The following is a 14,282-nucleotide window of genomic DNA, read 5'->3' as shown; positions in this document are numbered from 1 at the left end:
ATATGTCCGACATGCTGGTTAAGCTGTACGAGCTTCCGGAGCTTGCGCCGGTCACGAAATCGCTGGCCGAGAAGGGGATCGATATCCGCCGCGCGATCGCGCCCGAGAAGCATATCGTCGTCGAATGGGTGCGAAGAAACTTTAACGACGGCTGGGCGAGCGAATGCGAAGCCGCCTTCGCCAATCAGCCGGTCTCGTGCTACCTTGCCGTCAAGCAAGGCGAGCTGATCGGGTTCGCGTGTTACGAGGCGACCTGCAAAAACTTTTTCGGGCCGACGGGCGTTGCGGAGAATGAACGCAAGGCGGGCGCAGGCAAGGGCTTGCTGCTCGCCTCGCTGCATTCGATGCGCGCGCTCGGATACGGTTATGCCGTTATCGGCAGCGCGGGGCCGAAGGAGTATTATGCCAAGATGGTCGGCGCCACCGTGATCGAAGGCTCGTCGCCCGGCGTTTACAAGGGCATGCTCTCCAAATAAACAGGAAGAGGCCGGCCAGAGCTCGATGCTCTTGCCGGCTTCTTCCTTGTCTAGCGGAAGTCTTTTACTTCATCGCATCGGTCGAAAAATTCCGTCTGCAGCTTCAATGCCGCCTCGTTGTTTTTAATTTCCTTGACGGCTTTCGCGAAATTGGCCGCGCAACAGGCGAGATAGGCTTCGCCGTAATCCGCGGAGGAGAGCGACGGGTCGCCCGCGATCTGGTTCGGGTACTCCATGTACCAGTGGATGCCCGCGGACAGCCCGTGCTCGGCAAGCGAGCGTCCTCGTCCCGTGGACGTCCATCCCCCCGGATTCAGCCGGTCCATATGGACGAGCGAAGGCGCGATATGCAGGATCTGCGAAGTTTCCATATGATCGGCATGGCCGTAATCGTCCGGCGTTCGGAACCGGCTCTCCAGCTCGCCCAGCTGCTCGGCGGACAGCTCCCACAGATGATAGACGTAGACGATATAGTCCTTGCGCTCGTCGAGCATCGTCTGCGCGAAATAGTGCAGCCAGCTGTTGTTGCCGCCGTGACCGTTCGCCAGGACGATTTTTCGAAAGCCGTTGCGCCTGATTTCCTTGCACACCTCGCGCAAGAGAAGCATTTGCAGCTCGCTTCCCAGCGCCACGGTGCCCGGGAAATGCTTCACCTCGGATACCTGGCCGAAAATATAGTAGGGGAAGACGACGAAGGGCTCGGCCTCCGCCGTCTTCTCGACGATCTCGCGGGCGATCATCATATCGGTTCCGAGCGGGAGGTGGTCGCCGTGCTTCTCGAGACAGCCGATCGGCAGCACGCATACCCCGCCCGAAGAGCGGACCGCCTCTTCGAATTGTTTGACGGTCAAATTTTCCCAAAGCATCGTTCTCGTCCTTTCCTGAAAGCGAATGCCTTATTTCGCGGCTTTCGACAAATAGACGGCGACAATCCGTCGAAGCTGGGCAAGGTCCGCCGCCATCCGTTTCTTCACTTCCTCGTTCACGTACCGATCGCCGGCGATCCCCTCCGTCAATTTGGCGATGTCCTTGATCGATTTCGCCGCTTCCTTGGCGGCCGATTTGTTATCCTTCCAGCCTTTCTCCAGCTTTTCAAGCTCCTTGACGTACGTTTTGCCGCCCTTGATGCCGCCCATCGGGATGTAGATTTGTTCGATCTTGCGCCGCATCTCGCCGGCAATCGTTCGCACGGACAGGAGCGGGTCGCGATCCGGCACGATCGCCTTCTTGCTGTAAATGCCCGCGAGCAGCGCGCTGTCGTAGCCGTTGTTGAACAAGGACTCGAACTCGAACAGAGCGGAGCCGCTGACGCCCCGATCGACCGATTGTTTGATCTGGTCAAGCAGCATTTCCTTCGTCAAGCCGAGATTGGTTCCGACGCCGATGACGACGAGCGATTTGCCGCCAACGAGCGCAACCGAGCTTGCGGCGTCGGCCGCGACGGAGACCGCGTCGAGATGGTAGGACATCGGGAAGAGCTGGTCGATTTTGTTTTTGGCCGCCCAGTCCTTCGGCTCCTGGCTCATATACTCCGGCCCGCGTTCGTAATTCGGCCATACGGCGGCCGATACTTTGATGCCCGGCTTGATCGCCTTCGCCTCGCCCGATACCCGGTAGACGAACTCGTTGATCGTGTTCTTCTTCAGGTCCGACCAGGCGCTCCACAGCTCATCGCCGGGATGCAGCTCGATCGGGTCGACGCCGTGCTCCTGCTTGAACAGGTCGCGGGTATACGGATCGAAGCCGAAATCGTTCGTATAGTCGCCCGCGTCGGGGTAACGGATGTAATCCAGATGCAGGCCATCCACGTCGTAATTTTGCAGAAGCTCCCTGTAAATGCCGGCCACGAAATCTCTGACCTCCGGCAGGACGGGATTGAGGAAATAATAGCGGGTGCTATAGAGCGGCACGTCCTGGAAATCGTCGCCCTTCCTGCTGATCATAGACCACTCGGGCTTCAGCCCTTTGACCGGCCCCGTCATGCCCGTTACGCCGACGAAGAAATTTTCGACCCACGCATGCACCTCGATGCCCGCATTCCCCGCTTCGTCGATATACGCCTGCAGCACGTCGAAGCCGCCGTACATCGGATTCTGGGCGGCGAGCGGGTTGCTCGTCGGAAAGATCGTATAGCCGTTCCACCACGTTTCCAAATAGATCGAATTGATATGCATGGCGGCCAGCTTCGCGATATGTTCCTTTACTTGGGCGCGGCTCGTTTCCTTCGGGCGGATCCAGATCGACCGGTGATCGACGGCCCTCGATTCGTACGTCATGAAGCCGGCTCTGTCGACGCCCTCGGCCAGCTTGGCGAAATCTTCGGCGAAGCGCTCGAAATTGCCTTGCCTTATCCGCTCGCTTAACGCGCCGAGGCCTTCCTCCGCTTGCGCAAGCTCCCGCTCGATACCGGCGTAGTCCACGTCGAGGAACTGCCGTTTGGCGTCAAGAAGCGCTTGCCCGGCGGCGTCGATGCCAATACGGCCTTTGTCCAGATAAGATTCCGGCGTGAAGAGGAACAGCGCTTGCTTCTTCTCCGCTAGCAGCTTGAAGGCGCTTCCTACGGCGACGTGCTCGCTCAACCAATCCGCTTGGACGCCGTGGCCGGAAATGACGTAGCCGCCGGCAGGGATCGGGGAATCGTTGCCTCCGATGCGGGTCACTTTGCCATCGGCGTTCACGGTCACCTCGTAGCCCCACGGATTCGTTCCGGTCGAGCTTCCGTAGCTGCCGTCGTAGACGATCAGCTGATCGGCTCCGCGATGGCCGGGGAACGGGGCGTTGCTTCCGTCGTCCCAGCCGCCCGGATTGTCTTCCCTCGTCTTCGGATTCAGGGCGTCATAGCCCGTCTTGTACGCTTGAATAAGCGATTCGTTATCGGTATGCAAGTCGATCGGATCTCCTTCCCGTACCGTCCCGTTCAACTGGCCGTAGTGCGGGCTGTCCGCTTGGATGGATAGCACGTAGCCGCCGGGAGGAATAGGCGAATTATTGTCCAGCCAATTGCCGCCGGCGTCCTGCGCGATGGCGACGATTCGGGTCACGGTGCCGTTCTCCACCGTCAATTCCATTCCCCACGGGTTCGTTCTCGTCGCGGAGCCATAGGACGGAAGGTAGAGCACGATATCGGCCGGGCCGCGGCCGGCGTTGATCTGCGTGATCGGCACGACGGCGCCGCCTATGGAGAAATAGCGGTCAGGAAGAGCGGGAATCGGGAAGTTTGCCGTTACCGAGTCGCCTACGCGAAGCGCATCGACGATGGCCGCGGCGGCGCCGGTTCCGGATAGCACGTATCCGTCCGGCGGAATGTAAGTGCCGAATTCGCTTCCTTCGTATTTGGCGGCGACGATGCCGCCGGCGACGATCGCGTCGCGGGAGGGGAGGCTAGGCGGTGGCGTTTGCTTGCCGGAGCGGACGGTGAAGAGCGACAGCTTGCCGTCTTCCCTGCCTTCGTCGATCAGGTCGATGACATGGGCGGTTCCGTCTTCGAGCGTTACGGCAGGGGGATCGGCGGATGCGGGGGAAGGCTCGGAATAGGCGGCCTCGGCGGCGCAAAGCAGGAGAAGCGAGAAACAAAGCGCAAGATTCCAAATCGGTTTGATCTTCATCCTATACACCTCGTTTTCTGGATTTAGCAGTAGTGTAGCAGCAAATGGATAATTCCGCCACATTTTTTATAAAAAGAGGATATTATATCCGTTCTTGGTTCGCACACGCGGAAATACGATGATAGAGGCGGCAACGATCGGAGCCGTATGAAAATCCGTTCGATTCTACTATGGTATAGAGATTATATCCGCCAAATATGATAAAATTAAAAAAAAAATCTTTTTTTCACGATCTTATCCCAGCGAAAAGCGAGTTGATCCGATGAAACCGGCAGGACAGAAAATTAACCAATCGAATACGCTTTTACTTATATCAAGCATTTATGCCTCGCTTACGAAGGCGGAGAAGAAGGTGGCCGATTACGTGCAGTCGAATCCGGAGGAGGCCGTCATGGCGACCGTGACGGACCTGTCCGAGCTGGCGGGCGTCGGGGAGACGTCCGTCATCCGCTTCTGCCGGAAGCTGGGCTTTAGGGGCTACCACGAATTCAAGCTGTCCGTCGCGCAGGATCTCGTCAGCAAGCCGGCTTATTCGAACGTCGAAATCGAAGAGGAGGACGATACGCTGACGATGGCGGGCAAAATTACGATGAGAAACGAATGGATGCTGAAAAACACGCTGGAGCTCATCAATCCCGAGGAGCTGGACAAGGCGGTGAAGCGAATGCTGGCCGCGGACAAAATCTATATTTTCGGGGTCGGTTCGTCCGGCATTACCGCGCTCGACCTGCATTACCGGCTTATGCGGATCGGGCTGAACGCGGAGGCGCACCGGGACTCCCACATTATCGCGATGTCCGCTGCGCTCGTGAAGAAGGGGGACGTCGTATTCGGCATTTCGACCTCGGGCAGCACGAGGGATCTGGTCGATCCGATGCGGCAGGCAAAGGCAAACGGCGCGGAAATCATCTGCCTGACCAGCCATATGCGATCGCCAATCACGGCGCATGCCCATACGATTCTGCTCGTGCCGTCGCGCGAGATGCCGACCGAAGGCGGCTCGTTGTCAACGAAGATTACGCAGGTGCATCTGCTCGATATTTTGTGCACGCTCCTTGCCCAGCGGAAAGCGAACGCGGCGGAGGCGCTCGAACGGACGGCGCGCGCCGTGGCCGACAAATTATACTGATCCCGCGCGAATAGCCGGGCGATCTCGCGATCGCCCGGCTATTGTGCGTTTATGCGCCGCCGTTTATTGTCCGGCTTCGTCTTTCATCTCTTCCGCGAATCCTTGAATGCTTTGCTTGCGGCGCTCGTTCTTCGCCTCGATCGCCTGCTTCTCATCGGCGGAAATTTCCCCGGCGAATTCGTTCAAGTATTGCTCCGCTTCATGAAGATTCTGTTCCGTGTCGTCGAGATGCTGCTGCAAGCGCTCGGCGTTGTTCGAACGGTCATCCGGCTTGGCCATGTTCGTTCCTCCTTTCCGCTACGGCATACTTCGTTAACATACCCATATCGGCTTCGTCTATGCGGCAGCAGGCGAATGAAGAATAAAGGCATATTCCTTTACAATATAAATGAATAACGGAGGAAAAATCCTGAGGGATGCCGCATTGTTTTTGAAGAAAAATTTTTCGTCCACAAAAAATAAAATTGTTGAACATTTCCTCCAGAGGTGCTATCTTTACATTAACATAACGAATTCAGCCGCAGTCCCGGCAGCAGACGCAGACCGATCGAGAGATCAGCTTGATAACCGCATAAGCACGTCAGCCGATTTCCTTCCAAGGAAGCGAGGCAAGCAGGCAGCCAAGAGGGGTTGGAACTTGAATCCGGGTAACGGGGAGGGATGACCGAAGCAAGAGCCTGAAACGCACCGGCAAGGCAAGCGAAGAGAACGACTTGCAATTCATACATTGGAGGGGTTTTCTATGCGGAAAGCAAAAGCGTGGGCCATGGGGTTGACGGCATTGACGCTGGTTTTTGTATCGGCTTGCAGCAGCGGACAGACGGGCGGAAATAACGAAGCGTCGAACGCGCCTTCGAACGATCCGGCCGAGGCGTCGACGGCGCCGTCGGCAACGCCGACGCCGTCTGCGGAACCTGCGATCGACATGAACGGCGAGACGCTGAAGATCATTCACTGGATCGACGGACCTTCGGAGGATACGCCGGAAGGCGCCGCCACGCTCGAGAAGTGGAGAGCGGCCGAAGAGAAGTACAACGTGAAGATCGTATGGGAGAAGGTCCCCTGGGGCGAGAATATCAAAATGGTCACGAACGCCGCGCTCTCGGGCGAATCGGTCGCCGATATCGTTCCTCTCGATTATTACTTCGCGGTACCCGCCATCAATCAGGGCTTATTCATGCCCGTAGACGACTTCTTCGACTTCGACGATCCGAAATGGCCGGAAGGCCTTAAGCAGCACGGAATGGTGAACGGCAAGATGTACGGCTTCACCTCCACGATCAATAACGCATCGGGCATTTATTACAACAAAACGCTGTTCGAGCGCGAAGGCCTGCCGGACCCGCACGACCTGATCGCGCAGGACAAATGGACGTGGGACGCATTCCTCGACATCGCCAAAAAAGCGACGAAGGATACGAACGGCGACGGCGTCATCGACCAGTGGGGCATCACGAACATCGCAACCAATCTCTCCAGAATTTTGATTCATTCCAACAATTCCTCCATGATAACGCTCAAAGACGGCAAGCATGTCTACAACTACGACGACCCGAATTTGCTGGAAGCTCTTCGTTTCTTCGGCGATTTGTTCAACGTGCACAAGGTCGTCGCTCCCAACAAGAACGAAAATTTCGAGGATTACAACGAATCCCAGACGCTGTTCAACTCCGGCAAAGCCGCAATGGTGACCGGCGAAGTATGGGAAGGGATGACGAGAACGACCATGACGGACGAACAGGGCTTCGTCTACTTCCCGAAAGGGCCGAAAGCGACGACTTGGCAGGGCAGCATCGAGAACTACGTGCAATTCTACATTCCGGCCATCGTGAAGCGGGCCAAAGAAAAAGCGTATATTTGGGAGCAAATCCAAATGTGGGACCGCGTCGACCCGATCAACCGCGAAGAGGCGGAGAAGCAGCTGCTCGCGGACGAGAAGGATATCGAAACGATGCTCGATTCGCTCCATTACGCGCAGCCGATTTTCCTTCCGCTCGGCGGCGCGCTGACCGACATTTCGTACTCGATCGCGAATCGCGGCGAATCGCCGGAGACGGTGCTCGAGCGGAACAAGCAAATCGCGCAGGACGCGATCGACAAGGAGCTTAATACGCAGGGAAGCGCAGCGGCGGCGCAGTGAACGGGTACGGCTGAACGAAGAGGCGGCGCATCGGGAATCCCCCGCCTGAGGGATTCCCTCCCATTTATACGGATGACCATACCAGAGAGGAATGAGGGGTTCGCATGCTGAATGCAGCCACGAAAACCAAGAGAGCGGCGGTCGCCGCGCTGGCTCTGGCCTTCCTTGCGACAATCGTCTCCGTCGTTCCCGCGAATTTTACGTCAGGAAGCAGCCTTGTGCTGGAGCCCGTCAGGACGATGCCGGAGCTTGCGGCAGGCAAGACGGCCGCGCAGGAGGAATCCGGCAGCCGGTACGAAGCCTATGCGGCAAAGTATTCGGATGCGGCACGTCCTTCCATTGAACGAACGATCGAAGCGGAGAGCTATGCCGCTGCCGAAGGAATGGAAGCCGTCGTGATCGACGGCCATGAAGGCGCGGATACGCCGGTCGTCGCGACGGGCGAAGCCGGCGCCATCCATTTCGACATCGACGTGCCGGAGGACGGCTTATACCATATCGGTCTGCGATACTATCCGATGGAGGGCAACACCTCCCAGATCGAGAGGGAGCTGCTCGTCGACGGGAGCGCGCCGTTCGAGGAAGCTTCCAGGCTCGTCTTCTCCAGGGTATGGCGGAATGAAGCGGCATCGCCGGAACGGGATGCCGGGGGCAACGATTTGAGGCCGCGGCAAACGGAGAGCCCGCAGTGGCAGGAGCGCGTGCTGCGCGATGCGGAAGGCTATTACAGGGAGCCGTTCTCGTTCTATTTCTCGAAAGGCCGACATCGACTATCGCTCGTTTCCCTCAGGGAACCGATGATCATAGACTACTTGAAGCTTTACCGGCACGATGACGCACCCGCGTACGAACAAGTCGCGCAGGGCTACGGGGAGAAGGGCTACGAACCGACGGAAGGCGTCTTCGTCAAAGTTCAGGGCGAGGACGCGGCGTTCAAATCGAGCCCCTCCCTATATCCGCTTAACGACCGTTCCAGCCCGGGAACCGAGCCGTACCACGTATCGAAAATCCGAATGAACACGATCGGCGGCGTCAATTGGAAAATTCCGGGCCAATGGATTAGCTGGAACATCGATATTCCCGAGGACGGCTTGTACGAATTCGGTCTCCGGTATAAGCAAAACACGGTGAGGGGCGTCAACGTCGTGCGGGAGCTGACGATCGACGGCGCCGTTCCGTTCGCGGAAGCGGCGGCGATCCCGTTCCCTTACGACGGGGCTTGGCAGATCGGGATGCCCGGCGAGGACGGCAAGCCATACCGGTTTTACCTGACCAAGGGCACTCATCAGATCAAGCTGGAGCTGACCATGGGCGATTTGGCCGACATCATCCGCATGGTCCGGTCAAGCATCGGCCGGCTGAACGATTTGTATTTGAAAATCATCATGATCACGTCGGCCGCGCCCGATCCGCTGCGCGATTACGAGCTGGACCGGAAAATTCCCGAGCTGAAGCGGGTATTCGAGGAGGAGAGCGAGCGGCTCTCGCTCGCCGCGGATGTAATGGACGAAATGGTGGGCGGCACGAGCGCCAGCACGACGATTCTTCGGACGACCTCATACCAGCTGAACGATATCGGCAACCGGACGGAAACGCTCACCTCGCGCCTGAAGACGTTCAAGGACAACGTGACGGCGCTTGGGACTTGGCTGCTGACGGTGAACGAGCAGCCGCTCGAGATCGATTATTTGTTTTTCAAGTCGCCGGACTCTCCCGTACCCGACGTCAGCACGGGGGCGGTCGGCAAAGCCGTCCACGAGGTCATGTCCTTCGCGCGATCGTTCTCCGAGGAATACAACCAGGTCGGAAGCGGCAAGGAAGCGGACAAGGACGTCACCGTATGGATCGCCGCCGGACGCGACCAGGCTCAGCTGCTCCGTTCCATGATCGACAATTCGTTCACGCCGCAAACCGGCATAACGGTCAATTTGCAGCTCGTCAATCCCGCGGTCGTGCTGCCGGCCACGCTCGCGGGCAAGGGGCCGGACATCGCGCTCACCCAGGGCGACGTCGTCAACTTCGCAATGCGGAGCGCGCTCGCGGACCTCTCGGATTTTCCCGGCTTCGACGAGGTGAAGAGCCGGTTCAAGGACAGCGCGTTCGCCGGCTTCCGATACCGAGGCGGCGTCTACGCGATTCCGGAGACGCAATCGTTCCCGATGCTGTTTTACCGCAAAGATATTTTGGAGGAGCTGGGGCTCGAAGTTCCGCAAACGTGGGAGGACATGTACCGGATCATCCCCGAGCTGCAGAAGCATAACATGGACCTGGCGCTGCCGCACGGCATCGTGTTCGAATCGATGCTTTACCAAAGCGGCGGCCAGTACTACCAAGGCGACGGCATCGCCACCGATCTCGATTCGGACGTCGGCATCGAGACGTTCCGGAAGTGGACCGAGCTGTACACGAATTACAAGCTGCCGATCGAATTCGACTTCATCAACCGGTTCCGAACGGGCGAAATGCCGATCGGCATCGCCGACTATACGACGTTCAACTTCCTGACGATATTCGCGCCGGAAATTAGGGGGCAGTGGCACTTCGCGGCCGTTCCGGGCATCCGCGGCGCGGACGGCGGCGTCCGGCACGACACGCTCAGCACGTCGACCGGCACGGTCATGTTCGAGAACGCGAGAAACAAAGAAGCCGGCTGGGCCTTTATCAAGTGGTGGACGGACAGCGAGGCGCAGGCGACGTTCGGGCGGGAGATGGAGGCGATCCTCGGCGAATCGGCGAGGTACGCGGCGGCCAACACGGAAGCGCTGCGCCGGCTGCCGTGGTCGGCAAGGGAGCTTGCGCAGCTGACGGACGAATTGGAATGGGTCGTCGGTAGACCGGCCGTTCCGGGCGGCTACTCGCTGGACCGCCATCTGAACAACGCCTTCTACGAGGTGTACACCGAAGGAAGCGAGCCGCGCGAGACGCTGGAAAACTACGTGCGGACGATCAATCAGGAAATTGCGGTCAAGCGCCGGGAATTCGATTTGCCGACGAAGTAGAAGGGAGGGATACGCATGATCCCGCTTGTCAAAAAGGCGAGTGCGGGTACGGGGCGCGGGCCGCTCGCGCCGCTCCTCGCCCGCAAGTGGAAGGAGGCGAAGCGCAGCAAGGCGCTCTACGCGATGCTAGCGCCATTCTTCCTCATCTTTTTCACGTTCACCGTCCTCCCTGTCTGCTTGTCGCTGCTCGTCAGCTTCACGGATTTCAACATGCTGGAGTTTCCGCAATGGGTCGGCTGGCGGAATTACGCCCAGCTGTTCGTCAGGGACGACGTCTTCCTGATCGCGCTGAAGAACACGCTGATCTTCGCGGCCGTCACCGGCCCGGTCAGCTATGTCGCCTGCTTCGTGCTGGCCTGGATCATCAACGAATTTCCGCCGAAGCTTAGAGCGTTCGCGACGCTGGTGTTCTACGCGCCCGCGCTGTCCGGCAGCGCGTTCATCGTCTGGACGCTGCTGTTCAGCAGCGATTCTTACGGCTATATCAACGCGTTCCTGCTCAAGTGGCATTTGATCCTGGAGCCGATTCTATGGCTGAAGACGCCGAAATACATTTTGCCGATCATCATTATCGTCCAGCTGTGGCTCAGCCTCGGAACGAGCTTTCTCGCCTTCATCGCCGGTCTGCAAAGCATGGACAAAAATTTGTTCGAGGCCGGCGCGATCGACGGCATCCGAAACCGCTGGCAGGAGCTGTGGTTCATTACGCTCCCTTCGATGAGACCGATGCTCATGTTCGGCGCGGTCATCCAGATTACCGCTTCGTTCGGCGTGGCGGAGGTCGCGACGGCGCTGGCCGGCTTCCCGAGCGTCAAATACGCGGGCCATACGATCGTGACGCATTTGATGGATTACGGCTCCATTCGTTTCGAGATGGGCTATGCCTCGGCGATCGCGACGGTGCTGTTCGCGATGATGCTCGGGTCCAACCTGATCGTGCGAAGGCTGCTTGCGAAGGTCGGTGAGTAGCGGTGATCCGGATCAGCCTGAGAAGGAAGAGGGTAAGCCGTTCATGGGCGGGCGACATTATGCTGTTCCTCGTCCTTGCCGCGGTCGGCTATTTCATGGCGATGCCGCTCGTGTTCGTCATCAGCAACGCGTTTAAGCCGATTAACGAAATTTTGAAGTTTCCGCCCGACTTTCTGGTCAAACATCCGACGCTGACGAACTTTACGGATTTGTACCATTTGCTGTCGGGCTCGTGGGTGCCGTTCACCCGTTATTTGTTCAACACCTTTTTTATCGCGATCGCGGGAACGGCCGGCCACGTCCTGATCGCTTCGATGGCGGCCTACCCGCTGGCCAAGCGGAAGTTTCCTGGCAGAGCCATGCTGTTCTCGGTCGTCGTCCTGTCGCTGATGTTCTCCGCGACGGTTACGCAAATCACGAATTACATGACGATGTCCTGGCTCGGCTTCCTTGACACCCACTGGGCGGTCATCGTTCCGGCGATCGGATCCTCGCTCGGGCTCTATCTTATGAAGCAATTCATGGAGCAAATTCCGGACGCGCTGCTCGAGGCCGCGCAAATCGACGGCTGCAGCGAATTCCGCATCTTCTGGAACGTCGTCATGCCGGTCGTGAGGCCGGCCTGGCTCACGCTGATCATCTTCTCCTTCCAGGGCTTATGGGGGGCGGGCGGCGCGGCGGGCTCCATGTACATTTACAGCGAGCAATTGAAAACGATCGATTACGCGCTCGGACAAATACTGGCAGGGGGCATCATCCGCACCGGCCCTTCCATGGCCGCCACCTTGCTGCTGCTGACGGTGCCGATTCTCATCTTCGTCCTGTCGCAGAGCAGCGTCATCCAGACGATGTCCACCTCCGGCATGAAAGATTAATGGGGAAGGGGAGGCTTACGTTGAAACGATTCGTAAAAGCATGGCGGCTCTTCCCGTTAATCGCGCTCCTCGCCTTCGCTTCCGTGCCGGCGTCCGCCGCCCCTTACGACGGCTATAACTACTCCTGGCGGGGGGAAGCCGAGCCGGCGCCCGTCCCTTATTTGCCCGGGAAGCAAATCGGCGGCGACCTTCTGCCATCCGGCCCGTTCAGCTCGCCGGAGGACCTCTTCATCGCGCCGGATAACCGCATCTACGTCGCGGACACGGGCAACAACCGGATCGTGCGAATGGATGAAGACGCGGAGGAGACGCTGGTCATCGATTCGTTCGTTAACAACGGGAAGGAAGACGCGTTCGCCTCGCCGCAGGGCGTATTCGTCGATAAGAACGGCCGTCTGTTCGTGGCGGATACGGGCAATAAGCGGATCGTCGAGCTGACGGAGGACGGCGAATTCGTCCGGGCGATCGGCGCGCCGGAGAGCGACGTGCTCGGCGACAGCTTCGTCTACGAGCCGATCAAGCTCGTCCTCGATTCGGCGGGCAGGATGTACGTGGTCGGCAAGGGCGTCTTCAACGGCATTATGCAATTCGATTCCGGCGGCTCGTTCACCGGCTTCATGGGCGTGAACAACGTGCGTTACAGCGCGGCCGACCTGTTCTGGAAGCGCGTCATGACTCGCGAGCAGCGGTCCAAAATGGTGCTGTTCATCCCCGTCGAATTCAACAATGTCGACATCGACGGCGAAGGGTTCGTCTACGCCACGACGAACGAGGCGTTCTCGAACGCGCCGGTTAAGCGGTTGAATCCGTCGGGTACGGACGTGCTGAAGCGCACCGGCTACCATCCGCCGAAGGGGGACGTCGTCTTCCGCTTGAACGGGACGCGGCCCGGTACCTCCGCGATCGTTAGCGTCGCGCTCGACCGGAACGGCATTTACAGCATCCTCGACCATACGCGCGGCAGAATATTCACGTACGACAGGGAAGGCAAGCTGATGTACGTCTACGGATTGCTCGGCGAGCAGCTCGGCACGTTCAAGACGCCGGCCGACATCGACATGCTGGGCGACAAAATGGTCGTCCTCGACAAAGGCTTGAACCGGCTCGTTATGTTCGAGCCGACCCGTTACGGGCAGGTCATCCGGGACGCGGTCTTCTATAACGACACGGGCGAAGAGGAGAAGTCGGTCGCGAAGTGGCGGGAAGCGCTCCGCCTGAACAGCAACCTGGAGATCGCCTACCTCGGCATCGGGAAAGCGGAGCTTAGGCAGGGCAACAACTATGCGGCCATGAAGCATTTCGAGCTCGGCATGCACCGGGAATATTATTCGCGGGCGTTCGAGCGGTACCGGAAGGACTTTATGTGGGAGCACTTCGGGAAGATCGCGGGCGGGGCAATCGGCGCCGTCCTGCTGCTGGCCGCGGCGAGGCTTCTGGCCGGGCGGAAGGCAACAACCGAGCCGGGCGCCCTGGGGATGGCCTGGTATACGATGTTCCATCCGTTCAAGGGCTTCTGGGAATTGAAATTCGAGAAGAAGGGGAAGATTTGGTTCGCGCTGCTGCTGCTGCTGCTCCTATCGCTGCTGTACGTGCTGAAGCGGCAGTTTACCGGCTTTATTTTTAACCCGAACGTCGATGCGGACAGCGTCAACCTGCTGGACGAGGTCAAGTTTATCGTGCTTCCGTTTTTGTTGTGGTGCGTCGCGAACTGGTCGCTGACGACGCTGATGGACGGCGAAGGCAAGTTCAAGGAAATCGTGACGGCGGCCGCGTACGCGCTCCTGCCGGTCATCCTGATGCAAATTCCGCTCATTCTGCTGTCGAATGTCATTACTTTGCAGGAAGGGTCGTTTTACCGGCTGCTGGAGTCGGCCGGCTTCGCCTGGTTTTTCGCCTTGCTCTTCGTCGGCATGCTGACCGTCCACCAGTATACGGTCGGCAAGACGATCGCGACGATGCTGCTGACCTTGCTCGTGATGGGCATCGTCATTTTTCTCGGCCTGCTGTTCTTCAGCCTGGCGCAGCAGATGCTGTCGTTCCTGGCGACGATATACAAAGAAGCGATGTTCCGCATAGGGGAGGGGTAACG

The 14,282-nt window shown here is 58.7% G+C and carries 10 protein-coding genes; 7 read left to right on the top strand and 3 right to left on the bottom strand.

Going from position 1 to position 14,282, the window contains the following annotated elements; translation table 11 throughout:
* Nucleotides 1-2 precede the first annotated feature (2 nt).
* Nucleotides 3-476 carry a GNAT family N-acetyltransferase gene (locus tag IDH41_RS16525; protein WP_190862909.1) on the top strand — a complete coding sequence of 158 codons (474 nt, stop codon included), beginning with the start codon at nt 3-5 and terminating at the stop codon, nt 474-476.
* A 50-nt stretch (nt 477-526) separates the two neighbouring features.
* Here the strand turns inward: IDH41_RS16525 and IDH41_RS16520 are convergent, their stop codons facing one another.
* Together IDH41_RS16520 and IDH41_RS16515 are read right to left on the bottom strand one after the other, a co-directional pair.
* On the bottom strand, nt 527-1,342 hold the full coding sequence (locus tag IDH41_RS16520; protein WP_190862908.1) for a creatininase family protein: 816 nt from the start codon (nt 1,340-1,342) through the stop codon (nt 527-529).
* A gap of 30 nt (nt 1,343-1,372) precedes the next feature.
* Complete coding sequence (locus IDH41_RS16515; protein WP_190862906.1) at nt 1,373-4,081, bottom strand: glycoside hydrolase family 10 protein; 2,709 nt, start codon at nt 4,079-4,081, stop codon at nt 1,373-1,375.
* Nucleotides 4,082-4,343: 262 nt separating this feature from the next.
* On the opposite strand from IDH41_RS16515, the gene IDH41_RS16510 reads away from it, so the two are divergent.
* Complete coding sequence (locus IDH41_RS16510; RefSeq protein WP_190862904.1) at nt 4,344-5,210, top strand: MurR/RpiR family transcriptional regulator; 867 nt, start codon at nt 4,344-4,346, stop codon at nt 5,208-5,210.
* A gap of 63 nt (nt 5,211-5,273) precedes the next feature.
* On the opposite strand, the gene tlp is transcribed toward IDH41_RS16510, so the two are convergent.
* Entirely contained in the window at nt 5,274-5,489 is a 216-nt protein-coding gene (tlp, locus tag IDH41_RS16505) for a small acid-soluble spore protein Tlp (protein ID WP_190862901.1), read from the bottom strand.
* Between the two features lie 463 nt (nt 5,490-5,952).
* Here tlp and IDH41_RS16500 point away from each other — a divergent pair, with 463 nt between their 5' ends.
* The 5 genes from IDH41_RS16500 (at nt 5,953) to IDH41_RS16480 (ending at nt 14,280) form a co-directional block, all read left to right on the top strand.
* The gene (locus IDH41_RS16500) at nt 5,953-7,350 is read left to right on the top strand and encodes an ABC transporter substrate-binding protein (protein WP_190862899.1); all 1,398 of its coding nucleotides are present in this window, start codon (nt 5,953-5,955) and stop codon (nt 7,348-7,350) included.
* A gap of 104 nt (nt 7,351-7,454) precedes the next feature.
* Nucleotides 7,455-10,349 carry an extracellular solute-binding protein gene (locus IDH41_RS16495; RefSeq protein ID WP_190862897.1) on the top strand — a complete coding sequence of 965 codons (2,895 nt, stop codon included), beginning with the start codon at nt 7,455-7,457 and terminating at the stop codon, nt 10,347-10,349.
* A gap of 15 nt (nt 10,350-10,364) precedes the next feature.
* Entirely contained in the window at nt 10,365-11,318 is a 954-nt protein-coding gene (locus IDH41_RS16490; protein WP_223829788.1) for a carbohydrate ABC transporter permease, read from the top strand.
* A 59-nt stretch (nt 11,319-11,377) separates the two neighbouring features.
* Complete coding sequence (locus tag IDH41_RS16485) at nt 11,378-12,193, top strand: carbohydrate ABC transporter permease (protein WP_190862977.1); 816 nt, start codon at nt 11,378-11,380, stop codon at nt 12,191-12,193.
* Between the two features lie 20 nt (nt 12,194-12,213).
* On the top strand, nt 12,214-14,280 hold the full coding sequence (locus tag IDH41_RS16480) for a YIP1 family protein (protein ID WP_223829787.1): 2,067 nt from the start codon (nt 12,214-12,216) through the stop codon (nt 14,278-14,280).
* The last annotated feature ends 2 nt before the right edge of the window (nt 14,281-14,282 follow it).

The sequence above is a fragment of the Paenibacillus arenilitoris genome (assembly GCF_014705655.1).
In the GTDB taxonomy this organism is placed as follows: Bacteria; Bacillota; Bacilli; order Paenibacillales; family Paenibacillaceae; genus Pristimantibacillus; species Pristimantibacillus arenilitoris.
The sequence above is the reverse complement of the archived record's forward strand: the minus strand, read 5'-3'. Positions and strand labels throughout refer to the sequence as shown.